Source organism: Rhodoferax fermentans (assembly GCF_002017865.1).
GTDB lineage: Bacteria > Pseudomonadota > Gammaproteobacteria > Burkholderiales > Burkholderiaceae_C > Rhodoferax > Rhodoferax fermentans.
This window is the reverse complement of record NZ_MTJN01000002.1, coordinates 388,197-405,457: the sequence shown is the minus strand read 5'-3', so window position 1 is coordinate 405,457 and position 17,261 is coordinate 388,197. Positions and strand designations below refer to the sequence as shown.

General features: G+C 59.5%; 17 protein-coding genes. 8 read left to right on the top strand and 9 right to left on the bottom strand.

The window, feature by feature from the left end:
• Positions 1-265 precede the first annotated feature (265 nt).
• Both RF819_RS01965 and lexA read right to left on the bottom strand, forming a co-directional pair.
• The gene (locus tag RF819_RS01965; RefSeq protein ID WP_078363418.1) at positions 266-1,273 is read right to left on the bottom strand and encodes a D-2-hydroxyacid dehydrogenase family protein; all 1,008 of its coding nucleotides are present in this window, start codon (positions 1,271-1,273) and stop codon (positions 266-268) included.
• A gap of 508 nt (positions 1,274-1,781) precedes the next feature.
• Positions 1,782-2,456, bottom strand: a complete 675-nt coding sequence (lexA, locus tag RF819_RS01955) for a transcriptional repressor LexA (RefSeq protein ID WP_078363416.1) — start codon at positions 2,454-2,456, stop codon at positions 1,782-1,784.
• Positions 2,457-2,556: 100 nt separating this feature from the next.
• Between lexA and RF819_RS01950 the strand changes: the two genes are divergently transcribed.
• The 5 genes from RF819_RS01950 (at position 2,557) to RF819_RS01930 (ending at position 8,915) form a co-directional block, all read left to right on the top strand.
• Positions 2,557-3,522 (top strand): asparaginase, encoded by a 966-nt coding sequence (locus RF819_RS01950; RefSeq protein ID WP_078366722.1) that lies wholly within the window; start codon positions 2,557-2,559, stop codon positions 3,520-3,522.
• A gap of 331 nt (positions 3,523-3,853) precedes the next feature.
• Positions 3,854-4,135 carry a hypothetical protein gene (locus RF819_RS01945; RefSeq protein ID WP_078363415.1) on the top strand — a complete coding sequence of 94 codons (282 nt, stop codon included), beginning with the start codon at positions 3,854-3,856 and terminating at the stop codon, positions 4,133-4,135.
• Positions 4,136-4,169: 34 nt separating this feature from the next.
• Positions 4,170-5,888, top strand: coding sequence for a methyl-accepting chemotaxis protein (locus tag RF819_RS01940; protein WP_078363414.1), 1,719 nt, complete (start codon positions 4,170-4,172; stop codon positions 5,886-5,888).
• A gap of 203 nt (positions 5,889-6,091) precedes the next feature.
• Positions 6,092-7,438 carry a methyl-accepting chemotaxis protein gene (locus RF819_RS01935; RefSeq protein WP_078363413.1) on the top strand — a complete coding sequence of 449 codons (1,347 nt, stop codon included), beginning with the start codon at positions 6,092-6,094 and terminating at the stop codon, positions 7,436-7,438.
• A gap of 16 nt (positions 7,439-7,454) precedes the next feature.
• Positions 7,455-8,915, top strand: a complete 1,461-nt coding sequence (locus RF819_RS01930; protein ID WP_143541549.1) for a chemotaxis protein CheW — start codon at positions 7,455-7,457, stop codon at positions 8,913-8,915.
• Positions 8,916-8,978: 63 nt separating this feature from the next.
• On the opposite strand, the gene adk is transcribed toward RF819_RS01930, so the two are convergent.
• From adk to RF819_RS01900, 6 genes are all read right to left on the bottom strand, one after another.
• The gene (adk, locus tag RF819_RS01925; RefSeq protein WP_078363411.1) at positions 8,979-9,635 is read right to left on the bottom strand and encodes an adenylate kinase; all 657 of its coding nucleotides are present in this window, start codon (positions 9,633-9,635) and stop codon (positions 8,979-8,981) included.
• A 112-nt stretch (positions 9,636-9,747) separates the two neighbouring features.
• On the bottom strand, positions 9,748-10,518 hold the full coding sequence (kdsB, locus tag RF819_RS01920) for a 3-deoxy-manno-octulosonate cytidylyltransferase (RefSeq protein WP_078363410.1): 771 nt from the start codon (positions 10,516-10,518) through the stop codon (positions 9,748-9,750).
• Positions 10,519-10,553: 35 nt separating this feature from the next.
• Positions 10,554-10,736, bottom strand: a complete 183-nt coding sequence (locus RF819_RS01915) for a Trm112 family protein (protein ID WP_075587109.1) — start codon at positions 10,734-10,736, stop codon at positions 10,554-10,556.
• 17 nt (positions 10,737-10,753) lie between these two features.
• A complete protein-coding gene (gene lpxK / locus RF819_RS01910; protein WP_078363409.1) occupies positions 10,754-11,776 on the bottom strand; it encodes a tetraacyldisaccharide 4'-kinase in 1,023 nt (340 codons plus the stop codon).
• Between the two features lie 61 nt (positions 11,777-11,837).
• Positions 11,838-12,257, bottom strand: a complete 420-nt coding sequence (locus RF819_RS01905) for an ExbD/TolR family protein (RefSeq protein WP_078363408.1) — start codon at positions 12,255-12,257, stop codon at positions 11,838-11,840.
• A gap of 3 nt (positions 12,258-12,260) precedes the next feature.
• Entirely contained in the window at positions 12,261-12,887 is a 627-nt protein-coding gene (locus tag RF819_RS01900) for a MotA/TolQ/ExbB proton channel family protein (RefSeq protein WP_078363407.1), read from the bottom strand.
• A 315-nt stretch (positions 12,888-13,202) separates the two neighbouring features.
• On the opposite strand from RF819_RS01900, the gene xseA reads away from it, so the two are divergent.
• Together xseA and RF819_RS21605 are read left to right on the top strand one after the other, a co-directional pair.
• The gene (gene xseA / locus RF819_RS01895; protein WP_242473139.1) at positions 13,203-14,549 is read left to right on the top strand and encodes an exodeoxyribonuclease VII large subunit; all 1,347 of its coding nucleotides are present in this window, start codon (positions 13,203-13,205) and stop codon (positions 14,547-14,549) included.
• A 45-nt stretch (positions 14,550-14,594) separates the two neighbouring features.
• Positions 14,595-15,176 carry a superoxide dismutase gene (locus RF819_RS21605; protein WP_242473136.1) on the top strand — a complete coding sequence of 194 codons (582 nt, stop codon included), beginning with the start codon at positions 14,595-14,597 and terminating at the stop codon, positions 15,174-15,176.
• A 110-nt stretch (positions 15,177-15,286) separates the two neighbouring features.
• Here the strand turns inward: RF819_RS21605 and RF819_RS01890 are convergent, their stop codons facing one another.
• On the bottom strand, positions 15,287-15,730 hold the full coding sequence (locus RF819_RS01890) for a DUF192 domain-containing protein (RefSeq protein ID WP_078363406.1): 444 nt from the start codon (positions 15,728-15,730) through the stop codon (positions 15,287-15,289).
• A gap of 192 nt (positions 15,731-15,922) precedes the next feature.
• Between RF819_RS01890 and icd the strand changes: the two genes are divergently transcribed.
• A complete protein-coding gene (gene icd / locus RF819_RS01885; protein ID WP_078363405.1) occupies positions 15,923-17,176 on the top strand; it encodes an NADP-dependent isocitrate dehydrogenase in 1,254 nt (417 codons plus the stop codon).
• Positions 17,177-17,261 lie beyond the last annotated feature (85 nt).

Below are 17,261 nucleotides of genomic sequence, written 5' to 3'. Positions count from 1 at the left end.
TGGGTACTCCGAAAATAGAAGAAACGAAGCATGGCTGAAAGCAATAGCTGTGCCGCCCAATCGATTGGCCTCAAACCAAGGCAACAAGAAACGAGAACTTCAGATGTGTTCAGCCTCAGTCTGGCTCCGGTACGACAACAGCGTCAGGGTATTCTGCGTGACTTTGGCCCGCCCGCACAACAGCTATTTTTTTGATGGGTTGGCAGCGTATCTTTTCTGAAAGTCGCTGCTTGGCACAGTCGTGGGGAAACGGCTGTGCAGGTGTTCAGCGCCTGACCTGCAGTGCGCCGGGATTCACGATGTTGGTAGGGCGGCCCTTGATGAAGTTCACCACGTTGTCGAACGCGGCGCCGAAATACATTTCGTAACTGTCGAGTTCGACATAACCGATATGCGGTGTACACACACAATTTTCCAGACGCAACAGAGCGTGGCCTTGCAGAATCGGCTCAGACTCGTAGACATCCACCGCAGCCATGCCAGGGCGGCCCCGGTTGAGTGCACCCAGCAACGCATCGGGCTGGATCAGCTCGGCGCGTGAGATGTTGACCAGCAGCGCGGTCGGTTTCATTCTGGACAAATCTTCTGCACTGATCACACCCGTGGTGTCTTCGTTCAAGCGCAGGTGCAGGGACAACACATCACTTTGCTCAAACAATTCCTCTCGGCTGCTGGTGACCTCAAACCCGTCGAGCACGGCGCGCTCTCGTGACGGAGCCCTGCCCCAGATCAGCACCCGCATGCCAAAAGCCCGTCCATAACCCGCGACCAACTGGCCAATGCGGCCATAACCCCAGATCCCAAGCGTGCGCCCTTTGAGTGTGGTGCCCAGGCCGAAATTGACCGGCATGGCACTGGACTTCAAACCAGATTGTTGCCATGCGCCGTGTTTGAGGTTGCCGATGTATTGCGGCAGGCGGCGCATGGCCGCCATGATCAATGCCCAAGCGAGTTCGGCGGGTGCCACCGGTGAGCCGGTACCCTCGGCTACCGCGATACCGCGCTCGGTACAGGCACTGACATCCAGATGGGTGCCGACCCGCCCCGTTTGTGCCACCAGCTTGAGCTTGGGCAACTTTTCAATCACGGAACGAGACAAGTGGGTGCGCTCACGGTTGAGCACAATCACATCGGCGTCTTTGAGTCTGACCGTCAATTGCCCCAGTCCTTTGACGGTGTTGGTGTACACCTTAGCCTGAAGTGGCTCCAGCTTGGCTGCACATGCCAGCTTGCGCACCACGTCTTGGTAATCGTCCAGAATCACAATATTCATGCCACCGATTGTGCCTCGGCGGGGACAACCTGATGGAATCAGTGATCCTGAATTACCAACTTTTACCCGCCTGGCCAGCTGCGCCGGCAGCGTGTCAGCCAGGCCTAGTGTTGCAGTGCCTCACGGGCTGCCAGTCGGTCAAGTTCGGCACACACGTCGGCCATGCGCCCGGAAATCCGCAACCGTCCTGACTGGCTGGGATTTTGGCCTGACTCCATCACCTGCAGCACCCGCACGGGGCGACTGGATCGCACCGGTTGCTTGTTGGCCTCTGTGGTGTGGGTTGGAGTGTCCGATGTGCTGGCATCTGTCCGGGTGAGTGCGGCGGCTCTTTCTGAGGTTGTGCTTGGCACGGACCCCCGTGGCAGTGGTTGCCCTGGCTTGGCCATCAGCCACTGCCAAAGCACCTTGAACGATTGCAAAACAGACGATGTGGTGGATGCGTGGTTCATGGTGCGTGCTTTCACAGAGGTGGTTCAGGGGTGAAGTGCAGGGTGGAGGAGCGGGTTCACATCAGCATGGTGTTGCGGATCAGGCCCACGGCCAGGCCTTCGATCTCGAACGGCTCACCGGGTTCAACCACAATGGTCTGGTAGTCCGGGTTCTCTGGGTGCAGTTCGATGATGTTTTTGTTGCGCATGAAGCGTTTGACGGTGACCTCTTCACCGAGACGGGCGACCACGATCTGGCCATTTTTGGCATCGCGGGTGGTCTGCACGGCCAGCAAGTCGCCGTCCATGATGCCGGCGTCTCGCATGGACATGCCACGCACCTTGAGCAAATAGTCCGGCTTGCGCTGAAACAGGCTGTTTTCGACGTAATAGGTTCTGTCCACATGTTCTTGTGCGAGGATAGGTGAGCCCGCAGCCACCCGGCCAATCAATGGCAAGGCCAACTGGGCCAGCGCCGCCAGGGGCGACGCCAGCTGGGCGTGGCGTGACTCGTTGATGGAACGCAAGTCATCACTGCGCAGCCGGATGCCACGTGAGGTACCGCTGACCAGCTCAATCGCACCTTTGCGGGCCAGTGCCTGCAAATGTTCTTCGGCCGCGTTGGCGGATTTGAAACCCAGCTCTGCAGCGATCTCGGCGCGTGTAGGTGGGGCACCTGTGCGTGTTATGGCACTCTGGATAAGATCCAGGATCTGTTGCTGGCGGTCGGTCAGTTTGGGACGGGTGAGCATGGTGACTCCTTGTGGGTGGTACTGTTTTCTTATCCAGTAACTGTATTTTTAATCAGTTTTTGAAAGTGTGCAAGTGGTATCTGAATTAATTCCCAAAAAAATGGTGGTGCTGGGCACGGGCGGCACCATTGCCGGCACCGCCAGCAACCCGGCCGACAACATTGGCTACACCGCCGCCCAGGTCGGCGTGGCGCAGTTGCTGGCGGCAGTGCCCGCCCTGAAAGCTGTGTTAAGCGACCATGACTTGGTCAGTGAGCAGGTAGCTCAGGTCGACAGCAAGGACATGCGCTTCGACGTCTGGCTGAGCTTGGCGCAACGGGTGGCCCACCACCTGGCGCAGGCCGATGTAAGCGCGGTGCTCATCACCCACGGCACCGACACGCTGGAAGAAACCGCTTATTTTTTACACGCTGTCTTGCCTGCGGCGTTGATCAATGAGAAGCCGGTGGTGCTGACCTGCGCCATGCGACCGGCCTCGGCGCAGTCGCCGGATGGCCCGCAAAACCTGATGGATGCGGCGGCCGTGGCCCTGACGCCCGGCGCCCATGGGGTGGTGGTGGTGTGTGCGGGCACGGTGCACAGCGGCTTGGACGTGCAAAAGGGACACACCTACAAAATAGATGCTTTCAACTCCGGTGACGCAGGCCCGCTGGCGTACGTGGAGGAAGGGCAGGTCAGGATGGTAAAAAATTGGCCTCTAGCCCTTATGGATAAATGGCATGTAGCTATCAAAGATATACCAGATGCAGCGCTCTGGCCACGTGTCGAGATTGTGATGAACTATGCCGGTTGTGGGGGTGAGGTGGTGGATGCCTTGCTGTGCCCACGTGAAGGTGTGGCGCCACTGCGTGGCCTGGTGGTAGCTGGTACTGGCAACGGCACGATGCACCACGATCTGGAAGCAGCGCTGCGCCGCGCGGTGTTGGCCGGGGTGAAGGTGGTGCGCTCCACCCGCTGTGCCCAGGGCCGTGTGTTGGCGACCACCCAGAGCGAATTTCCCCATGCGCAGGGGCTGTCTCCCGTCAAAGCACGGGTGGCCTTGCTGCTGTTGCTTCTGGGCGCCTGAAGTCGGCTCTGGGGCGGCTTTGGGTGGTGGAGCCCGCCGACTGAATCTGCACGCTTACTGGTTTTGCTGCGTCGCCGCCAGGAGTTCGGCCGTCCTCGTGCCAAGGGTTTGTACCAAGCCTGTGACGAACCTGGGGACATTCAAATCAGCAGGACCCATAAACACCTCGTTACCGTAGGTGGTGTGCAAGGTGTTTTTAAAAAATATATAATTTTGATAAATAATGTAGTTTTGCGCTGCTCGCGTCAGATGATGAGATGGCTCAGGCAGCAACAGTGCGTAGCAGCACAGTGGACACGGTGGTCTCTCCAGCTGACTTGCAGGAATTGGCATGCCGCAGGTGTCTGGTTTTCCCGCAGCGCGTGAGGATGAGGGCATCGATATCCTGCAGGGGCACGGTATCCGCTGCCTTCAACCCCTCAAGCATCTGGCCATTGCACCGGTACACATGCCCGGTGAGGCCTACCTGCTTGGTGTGAGTGTGTCGATCAGTCTGAGTTTTGACGAGCGGGCCTTTGGGATGGTGGAGAACACGGTGTCTGACCGGATCACCTTTGCGCCGGTGCGCCTGCCAGGCGCAGCCAGGGGGGCGGTGTCGAGTTTGCTGAATTGAGCTGTTATATGTCGTTTAACACAAGGGGAAAGCCATGGATTTTTTAAACCACCTGAAAATTGCCACCCGCCTGAAGGTGATTTTGGGGTTCATGACCGCCATGCTGTTTGGCATTGCGGGACTGGCCCTGTGGCAAATGGCGGTGATGAGCGCCTCCACACATCAGATCACCACCAACTGGATGCCCAGTGTGGAGTTGGTCAACAGGATGAACACCGCCACTGCCAATTTCCGTGCGCAGGAATTCAAACATGTGCTGAGCACCGACGCTCAGGAAATGGCTGACGTCGAAAAGCGGATGGCTGAGTTAAAAGCAGGCTTTGACAAAGACCACGATGCCTATGTCAAGCTGATCAGCAGTGAGCAGGAGCGCAAGCTGTACGACAGTTTTGCGACCGACTGGAAACTTTATTTGCAGGTACACGATCGCATGATTGAGGCCTCGCGCAAGAACGAGAATGATCAGGCCAGAACCTTGATGAATCAGGAAAGCAGCCCTGTTTACCGCCGTTTCTCGGATACCTTGAACAAACTGGTGGAGCTCAATCACGACGGTGCAGTGGCTGAAGGCCAGCGCAGTGATGCCGCGGACATTTTTGCTCGCAACATGATGATCGGCGCCGCCCTGGTGGGCCTGGTGCTGGCGTCGATTGCCGGTCTCTGGCTGATTCGCTCCATCACCGGACCGCTGACCCAGGCGGTGGAAGCTGCAGGCCGTGTGGCTGCCGGTGACCTCACTGGCAAGATCAACATCACCTCCCAAGATGAAACGGGTCTGGTCCTGCAGGCACTGGATCGCATGCAAACCGCCCTGATTGGTGTGGTCTCTACGGTGCGCACTGGCTCCGATTCGGTTGCTACCGCCAGCTCCGAAATCGCCCAAGGCAACAACGACCTGAGCCAACGCACCGAAGAACAAGCCAGCGCCCTGGAGGAAACAGCCGCTTCCATGGAGGAACTGTCCTCCACCGTCAAACAGAACGCCGACAACGCCCGTCAGGCCAACCAACTGGCCCAAAACGCCAGCTCTGTGGCCATCAAGGGCGGTGAAGTCGTCGCACAGGTGGTGGACACCATGAAAGGCATCAACGAAGCTAGCCGCAAGATCAGCGACATCATCAGTGTGATCGACGGCATCGCCTTCCAGACCAACATCCTGGCATTAAACGCTGCGGTGGAAGCCGCAAGAGCTGGCGAACAAGGCCGGGGCTTTGCGGTGGTGGCCAGTGAAGTGCGCAGCTTGGCAGGCCGCAGTGCTGAAGCCGCCAAAGAAATCAAGACCCTGATCAGCACCAGTGTCGAGCGGGTCGAACAAGGTACAGCCCTGGTCGACCAGGCCGGTACCACCATGACCGAAGTCGTGGCCTCCATTCGCCGGGTCAACGACATCATGGGTGAGATCAGCGCCGCCAGCACCGAACAAAGCCAGGGTGTGGGCCAGATAGGGGAAGCCATCCAGCAGATGGACCAGGTCACCCAGCAAAACGCAGCCCTGGTGGAAGAGATGGCCGCAGCGGCCAGCAGCCTCAAGAGCCAGGCGCAAGACCTGGTGGGCACTGTGGCAGTGTTCAAACTTGCGGCGGGACAGGATCACGGTTTTTCGGCACCCGCAGCACGCACCAGCGCGGTGGTCAGTGCACCCAAGGCGATGACCCCGGCCAAGAAGGTCGCTGCCAAGACAGCACCCCAAGCTGCTGCCTTGAGCCACAGCAGCGCAGCCAAGGCGGGCGGTGATGAGTGGGAAAGCTTTTGACATCTGACTGTGATCTCAGGCCATGGCTAGAGGTCTGAGTCGCTTGGAAGCCAATTATTGAAAAGTCAGAGTGCTGCAAATGTTGTAGCTCTGCGCCGCTTGGCTTGAATTTCAAGCCAAGGCGGCATACGCTTGTGTTGGTATTTGCGCACCGCAAGCTTTCAGAACTTGTAACTGCTTCAGTAGCCTGAAGGGAGAAAGACATGGACAACGCCACTTTGGCCAAGGACACACAGCAGACGGAATTGGTTGCCATGGTGGCGGCCATCCACCGGGTTCAGGCCATCATCGAATTTGATTTGCAGGGTCGCATCCTGCATGCCAATCAGAACTTCCTGAACACGTTTGGCTACACCGAAGAGGAGATTGTGGGCCAACACCACCGTGTGTTTTGTGACCCTGCCTACACCCGCACCTCGGACTACCTGATGTTTTGGGAGCGTCTGGGCAAAGGTGAATTTGATGCGGGTGAGTACCTTCGGGTCAGCAAGACGGGTAAAGACGTGTGGATACAGGCCTCTTACAACCCGATTTTTAATCCAGAGGGTGTGCCGATCAAAGTGGTCAAATTTGCCACCGACATCACTGGGGCCAAGCTTCGCAACGCCGAGTTTGAGGAAAAAATTCAAGCGCTTTCACGCTCACAAGCCATCATCGAGTTCGACATGCGTGGCCATGTATTGCAGGCCAACGCCAATTTCCTGCGCACTTTTGGCTACACCGCCGAGGAAGTTGTTGGGCAGCACCACAAAATGTTCTGCGACCAGGCCTTGCTGACGTCGGTGGCTTACCGCCATTTCTGGGCTGACCTGGCTGAGGGCAAATTCCAGAGCGGGCGGTTTAAGCGGTTTGGCAAACATGGGGCCGAAGTGTGGATCCAGGCCACCTACAACCCGATTTTTGACCTGAAAGGGCATCCCTACAAGATCGTGAAGTTCGCCACGGACATCACCGAGCGGGTCAACGCTGAGGTCCAGGTTCAAGAGAAGATCGCAGCCATCACCTCGGTGCTCGATGAGCTGTCCGCCTCCATCGAGCGTATCTCCCAGAATTCGAACGAGTCCAGCAAGCTGGCTCAGCAAACGCAGCAGGATGCCAGTGAAGGCAGCCTGTTGCTGGCCAAGTCCAGAGAATCCATCGCGCAAATTCAGAAGTCCTCGCAAAGTGTGCAGGATATTGTGGACACCATTGGCGAGATCGCCAGCCAGACCAATTTGCTGGCCTTCAACGCGGCCATCGAAGCTGCGCGCGCCGGTGAACATGGTTTGGGTTTCTCGGTGGTTGCCGATGAGGTGCGCAAACTCGCTGAAAAGTCGGCCTTGGCCGCGCGCGAGATCGCCAAGCTGATCCGTGAAACCGTGCAACGGGTGGATGATGGCGGCCATGTTTCCGCGCAGGTGGAGGTAGCCTTCGACAAGATCGTGACCTCGGTGGGCAGCACCTCCACATCGGTCGGTCTGATCACCGAGGCAACGGCAGAACAGGCCAATGCCACCCGCAATGTGAGCACACTGTTGGCCGAGTTGCAACAACGCATTCAGGTTCCCTGACCGCTGCGGAACCACCTTGTCCGGTTTTCGCACGATGAACAACAACATCGACATTGCCCTGTTTGAGGTGGCCGAGCAGTGTTTTGGTGTGCCTTGTTGCCACGTGGTGAATGCCCTGGTAGAGCCTGCGGATCTCACCCGCATTCCCCGTACCCAAGGCGCCTTGTACGGCGTTGTTTCGCACCGTGGCCAGATGGTTCCGGTGATTGATTTGGCGCAGTGGATGGGCCGCCCGGCCACCCATCCAGGCCAGGCAGTGCCCATGACACTGTTGGTGCTCAGGGCCAACAGCAAGTTGCTCGCAGTCCGGGTCGATGCGGTCAAAGGGCTGCTGCGTACCACAGACGATGCCGTGCACCCGGTGTGCCATGACCGTGATTCGACCGAGCTGTTTCACAGCGTGGTGGAGGTGGGCGGCGGCAAAGCCCCCTTGGCGCTGCTCGACCCGTTGCGTCTGGCGGCGCTCACACACATCTGGAGCGATGTGCTTGGACCCGGGGGCACAAGCGGGCAAGAGGTGCAAGCGCTACCTGGTCGTGATGTCGACCTGAAGCCAACCCCGGTATGCGCTGTGCTGCGTGTGGGCGGCCAACTGCTGGCACTGCCTGCCGAAGTGATTGGAGAAGTGGCCATGCCCTTGCCGATACAAGCCATGGCAGGACTTGGTGGTGGCTTTCTTGGCATGGCGCGCTGGCGTGACCACGATGTGCCGGTGGTTGATCTGAGCCAGATGCTGGGTTTGCCTGCCCTTGACCGCGCGCAACCGTCCTGGCTGCTGGTGCTGAGTCTGGCAGACCGCCAACTGGCTTTTGGTGTGCAGGACCTGGTCTCGGTCGGATCGTTTCCAGCGGCCTCGGTGCAGACGGAGGTGGCGTTGAGCAGTGCCCTGCAGGCCGTGGCCAGCGGCAGTCTGCTGGACGCTGAGGGTGCGCGCATCTACCTGCTGGATGCCCAGAAACTCATCGATTTGGTTCCCCTGAGCCACGCCATTGCCAAGGCCAAGTCGGCGCAACGTCAGAGTGCAGTGTCTCCTCTGTTGATCAAGAACCACAGCGCAGCGAGTACCGGGTCATGGGTGGTTTTTCACAGTGGCCAGCTCTGGGCTGCGCCCATGCTGCAGCTGCGCGAAATCATCCGCCCCAGCGACAGCCTGCGTCAACAGCTGCGTGAACACCAGACTTTGCCAGGCGCTCTGGAGTGGCGCGAGCAGTCTCTGCCATTGGTGGACATGCGTTTGGCGCAGGGCCAGGCTGCGTCGCAGGACAGCGCTGAGCTGCGAATCATGGTTCTGCAGGCGGCAGTGGGCCTGCGCGCTGTGCTGGTTGAGCGTGTGGTGGAACTCATTCCCGGGCACGCTGGCAGCCGGTTCAGCTTCCGGGTGGGGGGCTCGGAGGTTGACTCGGTGTCGGTTGGCACCGGGTCTGAGCACAGAAGCTACCGGGTTTTTGAGGCCAGCCGCCTCTTTGGCGAGGCATAGGCCATAAAAAAAGCCTGAGGCCCAGGCAGGGCATCAGGCTGTGGGGAGCCAGGGCAAACAGTGTTAGCTGGCCAATGCGGCAAACGCCCGGGCCGTGATGTCCTCAACGCTGCCGGTGCCGCTGATGGCGCGGTATTGGGGGGCGGCTGCGGGCTCGCTTTTGGCCCAGGCCGAGTAGTAGTCCACCAGCGGACGGGTCTGGGCGCTGTAGACCTCCAGGCGTTTCTTGACGGTTTCTTCCTGGTCGTCGGCGCGTTGCACCAGCGGCTCACCGGTCACGTCGTCCACACCGGCCACCTTGGGTGGGTTGAACTTGACATGGTAGGTGCGGCCAGAGGCCGGGTGTGAGCGGCGGCCACTCATGCGTTCGATGATGGCGTCAAACGGCACGTCGATTTCCAGCACGTAGTCGAGTTTGACACCGGCGGCTTTCATTGCGTCAGCTTGCGGAATGGTGCGCGGGAAGCCGTCGAACAAAAAGCCGTTGGCGCAGTCGGCCTGGGTGATGCGTTCCTTGACCAGGTTGATGATCAGGTCGTCGCTGACCAAGGCACCGGCGTCCATGATGGCCTTGGCCTGGATGCCCAGCGGTGTGCCGGCCTTGACAGCGGCGCGCAACATGTCGCCGGTGGAAATCTGTGGAATGCCGTATTTCTGGCAGATGAAGGTGGCTTGGGTGCCTTTACCAGCGCCAGGTGCGCCCAACAAGATCAGTTTCATGCGTGTCCTCGGGAAGTTATAAAAAAATCAAAACCGTTCTCTGCTCAGTTGGACGGGTCCAAAGCACGAAACGTGGGTGGTTCAGAATAGCATGGGCCAGCTGCCGGATGGCTTACAGCTTGGCCGATGTCTGGTCAAAAACCTGACGCACGCGCGCCAGGTCTTCCGGGGTGTCGACCCCCGCGCCAGGGGCGTGTTCGGTGACGTGCACCACGATCCGATAGCCGTGCCACAAGGCTCGCAGCTGCTCCAGCGCCTCGGTGACCTCCAGCGGTGCCTGCGCCAACTGCGGGAACTGGCGCAGAAAACCCACGCGATAACCATAAATGCCGATGTGGCGCAGTGGCAGCGGGCTGGGCAGCTGGGCCGGATTGTCACGCGGGTAGGGGATCGGTGAGCGGCTGAAATACAGGCCCATGTTCTGCGCATCCAGCACCACTTTGACAAAGTTCGGGTTGTGGAAGTCCGCTACAGTATCAATAGTGTGTGCCGCCGTGCTCATATGGGCTTGCGGCGTATTTTGCAACAAGGCCGCAACAGCAGTGACGAGGGTGGGGGCCATCAGTGGCTCGTCACCCTGGACATTCACCACAATCTCGTCATCGGCCAGACCCAGCAGGCCACAAGCCTCGGCCAGGCGGTCTGAGCCCGAGGGGTGGTCGGCGCGGGTCAGGATGGCATCCACCGCGTGGGCCTGACAGGCCGCCACAATCTCCGGGCTGTCGGTGGCCACCACCACCCGCACCGCTTCCTGCGATTGGGTCAGTGACATCACGCGTTGCGCCACCCGCACCACCATTGGCACACCGGCAATGTCGGCCAGGGGTTTGTTGGGCAGGCGGGTGGAGGCCATCCGGGCCGGGATCAAGACGGTGTAACTCACGGGAAAACTCCTCGGTGCAGTGGTGGCGTGTGGGCTCAGAGCCCGAGTTCTTCGTCGGTGAGTGTGCGGGCTTCGTTTTCGAGCAGGATCGGGATGCCGTCGCGCACCGGGTAGGCCAGGCGGGCACTGCGCGAGGTGAGTTCCTGCGTCTCGCGGTTGTATTCAAGCGGTCCTTTGGTGACCGGGCAAACCAGCAGTTCAAGTAGTCGTGTGTCCATGGCGTGATGATAGCTTCTCAGGGGGGCGTGGCGGGGGCCAACAGGGTGTCAATCCGGCTGTCAAAAGCCTGCCAGGCCTCGTCTGGCAACACCGCCATCAGCGGCACGGCCAAGGCATCGGGACACAGTGGCCACAGCTTGACCGCGTCTTTTTCGGTGCAAATCAGCCTGTAGCCCTTGTATTCATTGGCAGAGAAGCTCTTGAAATCGTAGTGATCCGGCAGCGCCAGCGTGCTCTGCAGTGTCAGACCTAGCTGGCGCAACATGGTAAAAAACACCTCGGGCTGGGCAATCGCGGCCAGCGCCAACAGGGGGGCTGTTGGCTGGCTTGCCAGCTCACGCAGCGGGATCTGGCTGCCGTCCTGCGTCACCGCATGGTCAGCCAGTGTGCGCCGGATGCGAAAACCATCAAACGTGGGCGCTGTGCCTGAACGCAGCACCAGGTCCAGCCGACGTGGCCAGGGTTCGCGCAAAGGCCCCGCTGGCAGCAAAAAGCCGTTGCCGACACCACGCTCATCAAACACACCAATCTCCAGGTCACGGTGCAAGGCCAGGTGTTGCAGGCCGTCGTCGCTCAGGATGATCTGGGTTTGCGGGTGGCGCGCCAGCAAGGCCTGGGCGGCGTGCACGCGTTCCTCGGCCACAAACACCGGTGCGCCAGTGCGCCGGTGGATCAGTGCCGGCTCGTCCCCCACCTCTTGCGCTGCGCGCTGCTGGGTGACTTCCTGGCAACCCGCTAGGCTGCGGCCATAACCACGCGAGATCACACCCACCCGGATGCCGCGTCTCTGCAGGTGCTCCACCAGCGCGATCACCACCGGGGTTTTGCCAGCGCCACCCGCCACCACATTGCCCACGATCACCACCGGCACCGCCACACGCCGTGTCGCCAACAGGCCCGTGTGGAACAAGGCAGCACGCAGCCCAATCAGCAGCCTGTACAGCAGGGACAGCGGCCACAGCGACCAGGCCAGCAGCCCGCGCTGTGTCCAGGCGCGTAACAAGGTCTGCTGCCAGGCAGGGGTGGGTGAAGGGGGCATGGGGCCGACCGTGGGTCTGAGAAAAAAGGGTGTTGTCCAGGCTGCTGCTGGCACCGGCGCACTAGTTGGCGCCGGATGACTGGGTGGCAAAGGTGATGTGGGACAGGCCAGCGCGTTTAGCGGCCTCCATCACCGTGATGACCGACTGGTGGCGCGCCGCAGCATCGGCGTAAATGATCACCACCGACTCTGCACCTGCCTTGGCGCCCGTTTGCAAGGCATCAGCCAATTCCGCCACGCTGCGGCCCAGTACCGGCAGTTTGTTGACGCTGAAGTTGCCTTCACTGCTGACCGACACCAGCACCTCTTTGGGGTAATCACGCTGCGCCTCGGTATCGGCCACTGGCAGACGCAGCTGCAACTCGGTGAACTTGCTGTAGGTGGTGGAGAGCATCAAAAAGATCAGGATCACCAGCAACACGTCGATGAACGGGATCAGGTTGATCTCGGGCTCTTCCTTGGGGCGGGGGCGGAAATTCATGGCCTATTTGCGCAAACTGATCAGGTGGCGTGCCAGATGTTCGGCGGCCAGTTCCAGCGTGAGCAAATACTCATCCACCCGGGCGCGGAAATAGCGCCAGAAAATCAGCGCCGGGATCGCCACCATCAGGCCAAACGCGGTGTTGTACAAGGCCACCGAAATGCCATGCGCCAGCTGCGCCGGGTTGCCACCGGTGGCGCCGCTGGGTGTTTGTGAGCCAAAAATCTCGATCATGCCAATCACCGTGCCAAACAGGCCCATCAGCGGCGCGGCCGAGGCGATGGTGGCCAGCGCACTCAGGTAACGCTCCAGCCGGTGCGCCACCAGGCGGCCGGTGCTTTCCATGCCGGCGCGCAACTCATCGTCGCTGCAGCGCGGGTTCTGGGTCAGGGTGCGCAGGCCACTGGCCAGCACCTCGCCCAGTGCCGAATTTTTCTCCAGCTGGTTGATGACTTCGGCACCAGGGACGCCGTTGCGGGTCACCGTCATCACCTCGTCGAGCAAACTGGGGGGCGCCACCTTGGCCACTTTGAGACTCAGAAAACGCTCGATCACCAGGGCCAGCGCCAGGATGGAGCAGGCGATCAAGGGCCAGATCGGCCAGCCTGCGGCTTGTATGATGGAAAACAAATTGGGACTCCGCTCGTGAGAATAGCCGGGCAATTATGGCGCAGCCCTTGTGCCGTGAAGCGCACCGACTGCCCACAATTTCTGTGGATAACTTTGTGGAGAAGCCCTGGTGCAAGTGGCTGCAAGCCGCGTGCAGCTTGGATCCTGACACCTTGATGACAAATTAGGCAGTAAAAAATTCAATGAAATCAACGGTCTTTACCGAAGTTGCGAGATTCTTCGCTCCTGTTTTTGGGTCCCGGGTAGTTTCACCAAACTGTGGACGACTTGTATTTGGCGTCTCCGGCTCACGCCATTTGTCAACGGGTTTGTGTCATGTTTGATATAAAAAATACACAGGGTAAACCCCTGGTGTGGGCCGTGGGCGCCTTGTGCAGAGCGATTGCCGATGCGCTGCAGGCGCGCTTTAACCCGGTGACGGTGCGCGGGGAGTTGTCGGGCTTTTCGCGCGCGGCCAGTGGCCACTGTTATTTCACGTTGAAAGATGCCAACGGCCAGTTGCGCTGCGCCATGTTCAAGCGTGCCGCCAGCACTCTGGACTTTGCGCCACGCGACGGTGAGCTGGTGGAGGTGACGGGCAAACTCGGTGTCTATGAGCCGCGTGGTGACCTGCAGCTGATTGTCGAGAGCATGCGCCGCGCCGGGCAGGGCAACCTGTTTGAGCAGTTCTTGTTGCTCAAAGCCAAGCTGGAGGCCGAGGGTCTGTTTGATGTATCGCGCAAACGCCCCTTGCCGGTCATGCCACGCGCCATCGGGCTGGTCACCTCGCTGGGTGCGGCGGCCTTGCATGATGTGGTGACAGCACTACGCCGGCGGGTGCCCCACATCCCGGTGGTGCTGGTGCCAGCTTCGGTGCAGGGCTTGGCGGCACCCGCAGAGCTGATTCAGTCACTATCAACTTTGTACCGTCTGGCCCAGGTAGAAAAAGGGCCAGAGGCCGATTTGCCATACAAACGAGCGCGTGGGGTGGCGCCACCACCACCGGTCGATGTGATCCTGCTGGTGCGCGGTGGTGGCGCTTTGGAAGACCTGTGGGCCTTCAACGACGAGGCGCTGGCCCGGGCCATTGCACAGAGCCCGGTACCAGTGATTTGCGGTGTGGGCCACGAAACCGATTTCAGCATCGCTGATTTTGTCGCTGACCTGCGTGCTCCCACCCCCACGGCAGCTGCCGAGTTGGTGGCCCAGCCGCGTGAGGCCTGGCTGGGTGCTTTGGATGCGGTGCAGCGTCGCCTGCAAGACGCGCTGGAGCGTCATCTGGACCGGCAACACCAGCGCCTGGACAACGCGTTGGCACGGCTGGGTCGGCCCTCGGCCAAACTCGCGGGCCAGAAGCTGCGCTTGAGTGCCTGCGCCCAGCGTTTGCAAAGTGGCACCCGGCATACGCTGCAGTTGCGCAGCCAATATCTGCAGCGGCTGGCAGCGCAGCCGCCGTTGGCCTTGAACCGTGGTTTACAGACGCAGTCCCAGCGGCTGGAGCGCGCCGAGCTGCGCCTGGGTTTGCTGGACCCCCATCTGGTGCTGGAGCGGGGTTACGCCTGGCTCAGCGATGCACAAGGCCAGGCCGTGACGCGTGTCAGCCAGACCCATGCCGGGCAGGCCTTGTCTGCCACCCTCATGGACGGCACGGTTGAATTGACCGTGACCGACCAAATCACCTGAAACTTTCTACAATTTGATTTTTCGCAAAACCACTCTGAGGAAATTATGGAACACACCTTGCCCGCTTTGCCCTTTGCCATCGACGCTTTGGCCCCCCACTATTCCAAAGAGACCTTGGAATTCCACCATGGCAAGCACCACAACGCTTATGTGGTCAACCTCAACAACCTGCAAAAAGGCACCGAGTTTGAAAACTTCACTCTCGAAGAGATTGTCAAGAAGTCCAGCGGCGGCATCTACAACAACGCCGCGCAAATCTGGAACCACACCTTCTTCTGGAACTGTATGACCCCCAACGGCGGCGGGGAACCCACCGGCGCCCTGGCCACCGCCATCACCGCCAAGTGGGGCAGCTACGCCGCCTTCCGCGAAGCCTTTGTGAAGTCTGCTGTGGGCAACTTCGGTTCGGGCTGGACCTGGCTGGTGAAAAAGGCCGATGGCTCGCTTGACATCGTCAACATGGGCGCTGCTGGCACCCCGCTGACCACCGGCGACACCGCCATCCTGACGGTCGACGTGTGGGAACACGCCTACTACATCGACTACCGCAACATGCGTCCGAAGTTTGTCGAAACCTTCCTCGACAAGCTGGTCAACTGGTCGTTTGCCCAGGCCAATTTCGCCTGATCAACGCGTTTTTGCCCACAAAAAAAGCCACCTTCGCGGTGGCTTTTTTATAAGCATAATCTGCCTCTAGCCCTTGTATATCAAGGGCTGATAGCTATCAATCCAGTAGTCTATTTGGCAAAGGGTTCACCACCGAGCTTGGTCCCGGCCTTGATGCCTTTTTTGACAAACCAGCCCTGGTTCATCTCCAGCACATAACGCACCGGTTTTTTCGAGCAATGGGAATCGGTGGTTTGCGGTTTCATGTCTTCCAGATTGACGATGCTGCCGTCGTCGGCCACAAAGGCGGCGGTCAGTGGCAAGAGGGTGTTTTTCATCCAGAAACATTGTTCGGCCGGTGAGCCAAACACAAACAACATGCCTTCGTTTTGGGGCATTTGCTGGCGGAACATCAGGCCGATTTCGCGCTGTTCGGGGGTGCTTGCCACCTGGGTGTCGATCAGGTACATACCAGCGCTGAGCTTGACACGTGGCAGGTCCATTTGGGGTGCGTTCTGGGCCTGGCTGGCGCTGGCGGCGGCCCAGCACAAGAGGGTGATGAGAAGTTTTTTCATGGCCTCATTTTCACGCAAATGCTGCAGTGGATGGCACGGGGCGGGTGATGTGTTGTCGCTGGATGCAGGCGCAAGGCACGCACTTGCAGGTGATTAGGAGGAAAATAGTCAAGTATTGCGTCTAGAATGAAATTCTGGTTCATTCCGAGTGGGTGAGCCTTGTTTTTGATCCATCCACGGAGACTTATATTCATGTACCAGCACATCAAGGTGCCTTCCGAAGGCCAAAAAATCACCGTCAATACCGACTATTCGCTGAACGTGCCGGATCAGCCGATCATCCCGTTCATTGAAGGTGATGGCACCGGTTTTGACATCACCCCGGTGATGATCAAGGTGGTGGATGCAGCCGTGGCCAAGGCTTACGGCGGCAAGAAAAAAATCCACTGGATGGAAGTGTATGCCGGTGAAAAATCCACCAAGATTTATGGCCCCGACGTCTGGCTGCCTGAAGAAACCCTGGCCGCCCTGCGCGAGTATGTGGTGTCGATCAAAGGCCCGCTGACCACACCGGTGGGTGGTGGCATCCGTTCGCTCAACGTCGCACTGCGCCAGGAGCTGGACCTGTATGTCTGCCTGCGCCCGATCCAGTACTTTGACGGTGTGCCCAGCCCAGTCAAAGAGCCGCACAGGACCAATATGGTGATCTTCCGCGAAAACTCCGAAGACATCTACGCTGGTATCGAGTTTGAAGCCCAGTCGCCCAAGGCGCAAAAGATCATCAAGTTCTTGCAAGAGGAAATGGGCGTCACCAAGATCCGTTTCCCCGCCACCTCGGGCATTGGTATCAAACCGGTGTCGATCGAAGGCACCGAGCGCCTGATGCGCAAGGCCATCCAGTACGCGATTGACAATGACAAACCCAGCGTGACCATTGTGCACAAGGGCAACATCATGAAGTTCACCGAAGGTGGCTTCCGTGACTGGGCTTACGCGCTGGCACAAAAAGAGTTTGGCGCAGCGCCCATCGACGGCGGCCCATGGTGTTCGTTCAAGAACCCGAAAACCGGCAAGGAAATCACCATCAAGGACAGCATTGCCGACGCCTTCCTGCAACAGATTCTGTTGCGCCCGGCTGAGTACAGTGTGATTGCCACTTTGAATTTGAACGGTGACTATGTGTCTGACGCGCTGGCCGCACAGGTGGGTGGTATCGGCATCGCCCCCGGTGCCAACCTGTCGGATTCGGTGGCTTGTTTTGAAGCCACCCACGGCACCGCTCCCAAGTACGCTGGCAAGGACTATGTGAACCCGGGTTCCGAAATCCTGTCCGCTGAAATGATGTTGCGCCACATGGGCTGGGTTGAAGCGGCCGATGCCATCATCAAGTCGATGGAACGCTCGATCAAGAGCAAGAAGGTCACCTATGACTTCGCCCGCCTGATGGAAGGTGCAACCCAAGTGAGCTGCTCCGGATTCGGCCAGGTCATGATCGACCACATGTAAGTGATTTGCCACAGCCCCTGGGCTGTGTGTGACTCAAAAAAAGCCCGGCAGACGTCGGGCTTTTTTTGTGGGCGAGAGAGACCGG